Origin of the sequence: Marixanthomonas spongiae, assembly GCF_003095375.1 — a bacterium.
Taxonomy (GTDB): domain Bacteria; phylum Bacteroidota; class Bacteroidia; order Flavobacteriales; family Flavobacteriaceae; genus Marixanthomonas; species Marixanthomonas spongiae.
Map to the genome: position 1 here is coordinate 262,721 of NZ_QEHR01000007.1, position 8,112 is coordinate 270,832.

An 8,112-nucleotide genomic window follows, 5' to 3' on the forward strand; every position below is an offset into this window, starting at 1 on the left:
GTAACAATCTTGTTTCATGCCCTACTAATGAAACAGCTAACAGTACCTCATTGACGAAAGACCTTGAACATAGTTTTGTAACCCAACTGGAGGAGAACCAGAACATTGTGCATAAAATTTGCCGGTTATATACCAACGACCAAGAATCGCACAACGATCTTTTTCAAGAGATTACCATACAACTGTGGAAAGCGTTCCCAAAGTTTAGGGGCGATTCAAAATTCAGTACCTGGATGTACCGCGTGGCGTTGAACACTGCCATTACCTTGTACCGAAAAAAGAAACGCAGGATCGATACCGCCAGTTTTGAGAGCGTTAGCTTTAAGATTAAGGCAGAACCGTACGACGATACCATTGAAGAACAACTGAAATTGATGTACAGTGCCGTAAAAACACTGAACGATATTGACAAAGCCTTGGTGTTTTTGTATTTGGAAGATAAAAATTACAAGGAAATTTCTGAAACCCTCGGAATTACCGAAGTAAATGCCCGGGTAAAGATGAACCGCATCAAAGGAAAATTACGTAATATATTAAATCCGTAGGAGCGTATTAATATGGACGAACTGGAATTATTGAAAAAAGATTGGCAAAGCCGGGAACAGGAGCTTCCCAAGCTTTCCTATAGCGACATATACCAAATGTTGCTCAAAAAATCGTCTTCTATCGTGAAGTGGATTTTCTACATTAGTATTGCCGAAATCATATTTTGGACCTTATTGGCCGTGGTCATTCCCAACGTGAGCGAAAACTTTAAAATAAGCAACCGCATTAACGACGCTATGGGCCTCCACAACATCTTGATTGTCCTCAATATTATCAATTATTTGGTTTTTGGTGCTTTTATTTACCTGTTTTATAAAAACCACCGATCAGTAAAAGTTACCGACTCTGTAAAACAATTGATGAAAAACATATTAAAAACCCGAAAAACGGTCAAGTATTTTGTAATATACAATGTTGGTGCAACGACCTTGATTATGTTGGCCATCAACATTTATTACTATATAAACCAAGAACAGTTGTACGCTTTGATGGTTCAGAATTTCGATGGGTACTCGGCTATCTCGCAAGAGGGTTTTGCCTCGGTTTTCTTTTTGGCCCAGTTTATTTTCGGTTTGTTGTTTATTGGGTTAATCCTTCTTTTCTACCGAATTGTGTACGGCATATTACTGCGAAGATTGAAGAAAAACTATAAAGAACTTAAAAAGATTGAGGTGTAGCGGTACTCGATGCTGGATGTTGGATGATGGAAGCACAAAGCTTGAATATTACCGTTTTTGAGATTTGGAACCTGTCTGCCAATAGGAAGGTATGGGATGTTTTTGGTGTCGGGTAAAAGATGTAAAACCACCCGCATTAGCAAAGAGTGGAATGAAGTTTATTATTTCTTACCGCTCACCGTTTACTCCTTTTCCTACTTCCTTCGTACATCTCGTAGCGTACCAAGCGGCTTTCCAGTTTCCCGTTGTAGAGCTTTATTTTTTTTGAAGCGCGCAGCCCCACATTTTTAAGGGCTTCCATATTGCTGGTGATCATCCAGGCTTGTGTACCGGGATAGCCCTGTTTTAAGGTATCCCCTATTTTTTTGTAAAAAGCATCGATATCGGTTACCGAAAGCCGTTCGTCGTACGGCGGATTGAAAACCAAGTACATTGGCTTATCGACCGGCTTTTCGCTTTCAAAAAAGTCTTGTTGTTTCAGTTCAATAAAATCTTGAAGATTGGCATTTTTGATGTTTTCATTGGCCTTGTTCAATAAAAACATATCCTTATCGGCCCCATAGATTTTAAAGTGAAACTCTTTTATCTTTTTTAGGGCAGCGTTCTCGATCACTTCATACAAATCCACGTCAAAATCGGGCCAGTTTTCAAAACCAAATTCATCCCGGTTCAGGTTTGGCGGGATGTTACAGGCAATCATTGCGGCTTCGGTTAAAATAGTCCCGCTTCCGCACATAGGATCCATAAAGTTGCATTGTCCTTCCCACCCAGATAACATTACAATACCTGCCGCCAGAACTTCGTTTATAGGTGCCAAGCCCGTAGCGGTTTTATAGCCGCGTTTGTGCAAAGAGTGCCCACTACTGTCTAAAGAAACGGTACAGATGTTTCGATCTATATGAACATTGATCCGCAAAGTAGGATGGTCTAAATCTACGTCGGGCCTTATCCCTTCATTGTCCCTAAAGCGGTCTACAATAGCATCTTTCGTTTTTAAGGCAACGTATTGCGAATGCGTAAATTGCTTGGAAAAAACGGTAGCATCTACGGCCAGGCTGCCATTGGCCTCCATATAGTCTTCCCATTTAATTTTATAAATGTTTTTATATAGCTCGTCTTCAGTAAACACATTAAAAGCAGTAATGGGTTTCAAAATTTTAATGGCGGTACGGCAACACAGATTGGCTTTGTACATAAATCCGGTATCACCTTCAAAAGCTACGTTTCGGGTTCCTTTTTCGATGCCCGAAGCTCCTAATTGCCGAAGTTCTTTGGCCAATAAGTCTTCTAACCCATATAAGGTCTTGGCCACCATTTTAAAGTTCTTTTCCATATCATTGCCCGCAGGGGCGGACACCTATTAATTGTAGATTGTTTCCTTAAATTATAAAATCTAATTGAATAAAGGCACAAAATTACAGTATTTTTGTAGGGCAAAACCAACTTCATGCAAAAAGAAACAGATACTTGGTACACAGCTTGGTTCGACACCCCGTATTACCACATCTTGTACAAAGACCGCGACTATGAAGAAGCTGGGCTTTTTATGAAAGAACTCACTTCGTACCTTAACCTTTCAACCGGGGCGGAGATATTGGATTTGGCCTGCGGAAAGGGCCGTCACTCCAAACACTTGAGCAATATGGGCTATCGCGTAACAGGAGTCGATTTATCTGAAACAAGCATTGCGTACGCCAAACAGTTTGAACATGAACACCTTCATTTTGAAGTGCACGATATGTGCCTGCCCTATCCCAAAAAGTTTGACGCCGTTTTCAATCTTTTTACCAGTTTTGGGTATTTTGAAAAAGAAAACGATAATTTGCAGACCATAAAAGCCATTAAAGAAGAACTGAAACCCAACGGCTATGGCGTGATCGACTTTTTGAACATGGATTACATTGCCAAAAATTTAGTGCCTTCTGAAGTTAAAACTGTTGACGGTATCGATTTTTATATGAAGCGTTATTTTGAAAATGGCTATCTTTTTAAAGACATCCGCTTTACCCATGAAAATAAAAGACATTTTTATACCGAACGCGTAAAAGCCTTGACACTCGAAGATTTTAAAGCCTATTTTCAGGAAGCTGGGGTAACCTTGGTAAACCGTTTTGGGGACTACCATCTAAATGCTTTTGATAAAGAAAATTCTGAACGATTGATCCTTATTTTTAATTGATGAATTATTTACTTCTCTTTTTGGCCGTAGCCTTGGGATATGGCGTTGCACTGTTTTTGAAAACAAAGCGAATACAGCAAATTGCACTGTACCTTGCGTTTAGCGGGGCTTTTTTATTGGCCATAACGGTTTTTGAACTTTTGCCCGAAGTTTTTGAAACCCCGTCAAAATCCATCGGCGTATTTATTATGATAGGGATCTTGCTTCAAATATTTTTGGAGTTCTTTTCAAAAGGAGCCGAGCATGGCCACGTTCACCTGCATGCCGACACCCAGCATTTTCCGTGGCTGCTGTTTATTAGCCTTTCTATTCACGCCTTGTTGGAAGGTATGCCCATTTCAGAAGAAAACAACCTATTGATTGGGGTTATCGTTCATAAAATTCCGGTGGCTATTATCCTCTCGTTCTTTTTTATACAAGCGGGATATAGCAGGGCCATAACAATCTTGTTTTTATTCTTGTTTGCTTTAATGACACCTATTGGCAATTTTGTTTCAGAACATATAGCCATTATTGAAGCCTACCACACACAGATTACAGCGGTAGTGATCGGTATTTTTCTACACGTTTCCACCACCATTCTTTTTGAAAGCTCCAGCAACCATAAGTTTGATCTTTCTAAAATGATTGCTGTAATCGTTGCTATTGTAGTGGCCTATTTCCTTTAGATCACCTTTAAAAAGATGAACAAATAATGCAACAAACTGCCCAAGAGCACAAAAACGTGCCAAATAACGTGGCTGTATTTTACACGGTCCAGCAGGTAAAAAACGATGCCGATGGTATAAGCCGCACCGCCACCCATTAATAAAAATAGCCCGGTTTGATCCACCGCTTCTTTCAATGCCGAGAAATCGAAAGCAATCAGCCAACCCATGGCGAGGTACAACAAGGTGGAAAACAGTTCGAATTTTCCTGTGAAAAATATCTTTAAGACTGTGCCCAATGCAGCAATGCCCCAAACCAACCAAAACAACGTCCAACCCAAGCTGTGCTGCAACGTGACCAGCACCACTGGGCTGTACGTGCCGGCTATCAACAAATAAATGCTTATATGATCCAGTTTTCGGTACAAAAACTTTCTATTGGCATTTTTTTCATAATGATACAAGGTCGAAGTAAAATAAAGTGCCGCCAGTGAAAACCCATAGAGTGAAATGCCTAAAATACCTTCCCAAGAAGTATAGGTATGAAACACAAACAACAAGGCAAACCCCACTAAACTGAGCAAAAACCCAATGCCATGGGTAAAGGTGTTCCACCATTCTTCTTTATAGGTTTGTTGCCTCATAAACACTTTGCAGTATGTGGTAAAATTAATATAAAAAAAGAGAGATTATATCAAAACCTATTTTGATTTCAAATCAATTACTCTTAGTTTTCCAAATAAACCAAAGTTGGTAACATTAAGTTTATCTATTCTTTGTTCTTTTCATATTCCATCTCATTAAAAACAAACCGTAAATCCATATAGCTAAAGGTATCGTCCACCTGGTCTTTTAGTTGCTTAAAGCCTTCAAAGGGTGTGGTTTCCATAATTTCTCTCAATTCTTTGTACTTGAGTTCAGGCATCAAATCGCTTGCCATTAGATCGCCCGTTCGTATAAACCCGCTTAAATGACCTTCAATAGTGCCGGTAGTAAAACCGCGTTCGGCGGCAATTTCGGCAATGCTCATCCCTTCTTTAAACAACTTAAAGGATATCTTTTTGGTTTCGCTCACCCGTGATTTTGCCAAAACATCTTTTTTGGATTCCGCGTCATGTGTTTCGCAATACGCCAAAATGGTTTTTAGGATTGCTGCTCCGTATTTTTCCAACCGCACTTTTCCTATACCGTGGATGCTTTTTAACTGTTTGGGCGTTGTGGGCAATAATTGGCAAAGTTGCATTAATGTTTTTTGGGTAAAAATTTGATAAGGTGCCACGGCTTCAGTTTCCGATAGTTCAGTGCGTAAATTCCGAAGCTCGTCATACAGTGCGGGATGTTCGGTGGTTGTTACCAATGTTTCTTTTCGGCGCTGTGGTATGTTGGGTTTTTCCAGCACCGCTTCGGCACGTAATTTTAAATAGCTCACGGTATCAAAACCGACTTTCATTTTTCGGAATACGTATAATTTTTGGTGCGTTTGCTGTTCAAGGTCGTCTATATATTTGTTCAGTTCTTTCCGTACCGTTTTATTATCTGTACTGTAAAGGATGTCTGCCAACGGATTTTTTATAAATTTTTCGGTATGGGTTTCAAAATAGGCACAAGCCTTTTTAACGCGTTCCTGCAGGGCTGGGTTCGCATCGGGTTTGCTCTTTTCACTTAGTTGTTTCAGCTGTTTTTTAAACGCGGCATGTATTTTTAACAGTTCTTGAACGCCTTTTTCTTTGAGCGTTTGTAATGGAGTTAGTACAGTGCCTTCAATACCCGTCCTGTTTTTATAATAGATGTCTGTTATCCGTTTAATGGGATACAAAAACGAATGAAAATTGAACAGTTCATCTAAAAGGTTCAACTGATAGGTTTTTTCTGAAATTTCCAATACCGAAACATCGGGTTGCTGTTTTTCGGCTTGCTTACTGAATACGGACACTTCTTGGTTATTGATAATGCTGCTGTTACTTATGGGGCTCGTTAATACGATGCCTTCCAAGGTTTTGCAACGGCTCAAGGCCACGTAAGTCTGTCCATGGGCAAAGGCTTCTTGGGCATCAACCACCACTTTATCGAAGGTTAGCCCTTGACTTTTGTGGATGGTAATGGCCCACGCCAAACGCAACGGTATTTGCGTGAAAGCGCCTATTTTTTCTTCGGTGATCTCCTTGGTGTCAGGATCGATGGAATATTTGACGTTTTCCCATTCTTCAGGTATAAGATGAATGTCAAAATCATCATCGGGACAACGTACAGTAATGTCGTCTTCTTCCAAATGGACAACGGTTCCTATTTTTCCGTTGAAATATTCTTTTTCGGGCGAACGGTCATTTTTTATGAACATAACCTGAGCGCCAACTTTCAGCTCCAGATTGATATGGGTAGGGTACAGGTATTCGGGAAATTTCCCTATAACCTCGGCCTCATAAACAAAAGATTTGTCTTTTAGCGTATGGAGTTCGGTATTATTGATTCGATCTGCACGGGCATTGTGCGTGGTCAAGGTGATATAGCCTTCATGTTCGGTTGCTGAAAAATCTGGCAGATAGCGTTGGTTTAGTTTTTCTGAAGCTTCTAGGCTCAGCCGGTCGTTTCGTATTTCGTTCAATATCTCTATAAATTCCTTGCTGTCCTGTCGGTAAATGTGTTTTAATTCTATGGAAAGTGCATCGCATTTCTGAAACGCATGGCTGCCGAAAAAGAAACCGGTTTTATAATTTTGTTTTAAAAGTTGCCATTCGTTCTCTTTTATCACGGGCGAAAGCTGCTGCAGGTCGCCAATCATCAACAATTGAACACCACCAAAAGGCAGGCTTCTGTTTCTGAATCGGCGCAATACGTTATCAATTCCGTCCAGCACATCGGCCCGTACCATACTTATTTCATCGATGATTAACAGGTCTAGCGATTTGATAATGTCTATTTTTGCGCGACTGAATTTTTTTGAAAATGAATTGTTACTTAGCGTTCCATTTTCCGGCAACAAAGGCCCAAACGGCAACTGAAAAAAAGAATGAATGGTTACCCCACCGGCATTGATTGCGGCAACGCCTGTAGGAGCAACCACTACTAACCGCTTTAAGCACTGTTCTTTCAACTTGTGCAAAAAGGTGGTTTTTCCCGTACCCGCTTTTCCCGTTAAAAAAATATTCCTATCGGTATGGTTGACGAAATCCCAAGCTAAATCTATTTCTGGATTGTTCAGCATTGCAAAATTAGAGGTGAGCTAATTTAAAAAATAAATATACTGAAAAGAAGCTGTAATTAAAACAGCATATTAAGCGATGCTCAAGCTAGATTTTTAATGCTTATCTTTAAAATTACTTCACCTGAAAGTAAACTGATATCTTAATCAATATATAGTCCCCTACTTGCCCCAACTTAAATGAGTATTCGGTATATACAATTTTAAATTCTGAAATAATGACATAATGAAGTGGCAGTTGATGCAAAAACAGTACTGAAATAATCTGTAGCTTTTGAAAAAGTAAAAATTAATAGCTAAACCGCTCAATGTCGCATTGAAAAATTTTATACGGCTCAATATGCAATTTTTGAGTATAACTGTAAAAAATAGATGGTTGCGGGAAGCAAACAAAATGAAGGCGGTTTGGGTTGGATGGGAACGGCGCGGGCAGATCCTGTGTACTGCCCCATTTACATCGGGGAAGGGAAGGAAAGTCAATAAAAGTGAAGGCTGGCCGCACCAATGGCACATATATAAAACCTATACGGCCCAATATGCAATTTTTGGGGATAGATCCTGAAAAAACATTTAACTGTGAGAAGCAAACAAAATGAAGGCGGTTTGGGTTGGATGGGAACGGCGCGGGCAGATCCTGTGTACTGCCCCATTTACATCGGGGAAGGGAAGGAAAGTCAATAAAAGTAAAGGCTGGCCGCACCACCACACCACCGTGGATAATTAAGAATAATCCATAAAAAAAAAGCCCCCCATCACAATGATGGGGGGCCTGTAAGAAGGCGGCGACCTACTCTCCCACGGTGCAGTACCATCGGCGCAAACGGGCTTAACTACTCTGTTCGGAATGGTAAGAGGTGAGCCCCG

7 protein-coding genes and 1 rRNA gene are annotated in these 8,112 nt (G+C 40.3%); 4 read left to right on the top strand and 4 right to left on the bottom strand.

The window, feature by feature from the left end; translation table 11 throughout:
- Nucleotides 1-50: 50 nt before the first annotated feature.
- The gene (locus DDV96_RS12425) at nt 51-545 is read left to right on the top strand and encodes an RNA polymerase sigma factor (protein WP_116695085.1); all 495 of its coding nucleotides are present in this window, start codon (nt 51-53) and stop codon (nt 543-545) included.
- A 12-nt stretch (nt 546-557) separates the two neighbouring features.
- Nucleotides 558-1,223: a hypothetical protein gene (locus tag DDV96_RS12430; protein WP_116695086.1), complete on the top strand. Its 666-nt coding sequence runs from the start codon at nt 558-560 to the stop codon at nt 1,221-1,223.
- Between the two features lie 175 nt (nt 1,224-1,398).
- Here the strand turns inward: DDV96_RS12430 and DDV96_RS12435 are convergent, their stop codons facing one another.
- Complete coding sequence (locus DDV96_RS12435) at nt 1,399-2,556, bottom strand: THUMP domain-containing class I SAM-dependent RNA methyltransferase (RefSeq protein ID WP_116695108.1); 1,158 nt, start codon at nt 2,554-2,556, stop codon at nt 1,399-1,401.
- 114 nt (nt 2,557-2,670) lie between these two features.
- On the opposite strand from DDV96_RS12435, the gene DDV96_RS12440 reads away from it, so the two are divergent.
- Nucleotides 2,671-3,402: a class I SAM-dependent methyltransferase gene (locus DDV96_RS12440; protein ID WP_116695087.1), complete on the top strand. Its 732-nt coding sequence runs from the start codon at nt 2,671-2,673 to the stop codon at nt 3,400-3,402.
- On the top strand, nt 3,402-4,070 hold the full coding sequence (locus tag DDV96_RS12445; RefSeq protein WP_116695088.1) for a ZIP family metal transporter: 669 nt from the start codon (nt 3,402-3,404) through the stop codon (nt 4,068-4,070). The genes DDV96_RS12440 and DDV96_RS12445 overlap by 1 nt, the downstream gene beginning before the upstream one ends.
- Here the strand turns inward: DDV96_RS12445 and trhA are convergent.
- The 3 genes from trhA to rrf all read right to left on the bottom strand — a co-directional run.
- Nucleotides 4,067-4,693 carry a PAQR family membrane homeostasis protein TrhA gene (gene trhA / locus DDV96_RS12450; protein WP_116695089.1) on the bottom strand — a complete coding sequence of 209 codons (627 nt, stop codon included), beginning with the start codon at nt 4,691-4,693 and terminating at the stop codon, nt 4,067-4,069. The two genes, DDV96_RS12445 and trhA, sit on opposite strands and share 4 nt — an antisense overlap.
- Before the next feature lie 125 nt (nt 4,694-4,818).
- On the bottom strand, nt 4,819-7,251 hold the full coding sequence (locus DDV96_RS12455) for a helix-turn-helix domain-containing protein (protein ID WP_116695090.1): 2,433 nt from the start codon (nt 7,249-7,251) through the stop codon (nt 4,819-4,821).
- 771 nt (nt 7,252-8,022) lie between these two features.
- Nucleotides 8,023-8,112: ribosomal RNA gene (rrf, locus tag DDV96_RS12465) — 5S ribosomal RNA — on the bottom strand; the annotation flags it as partial.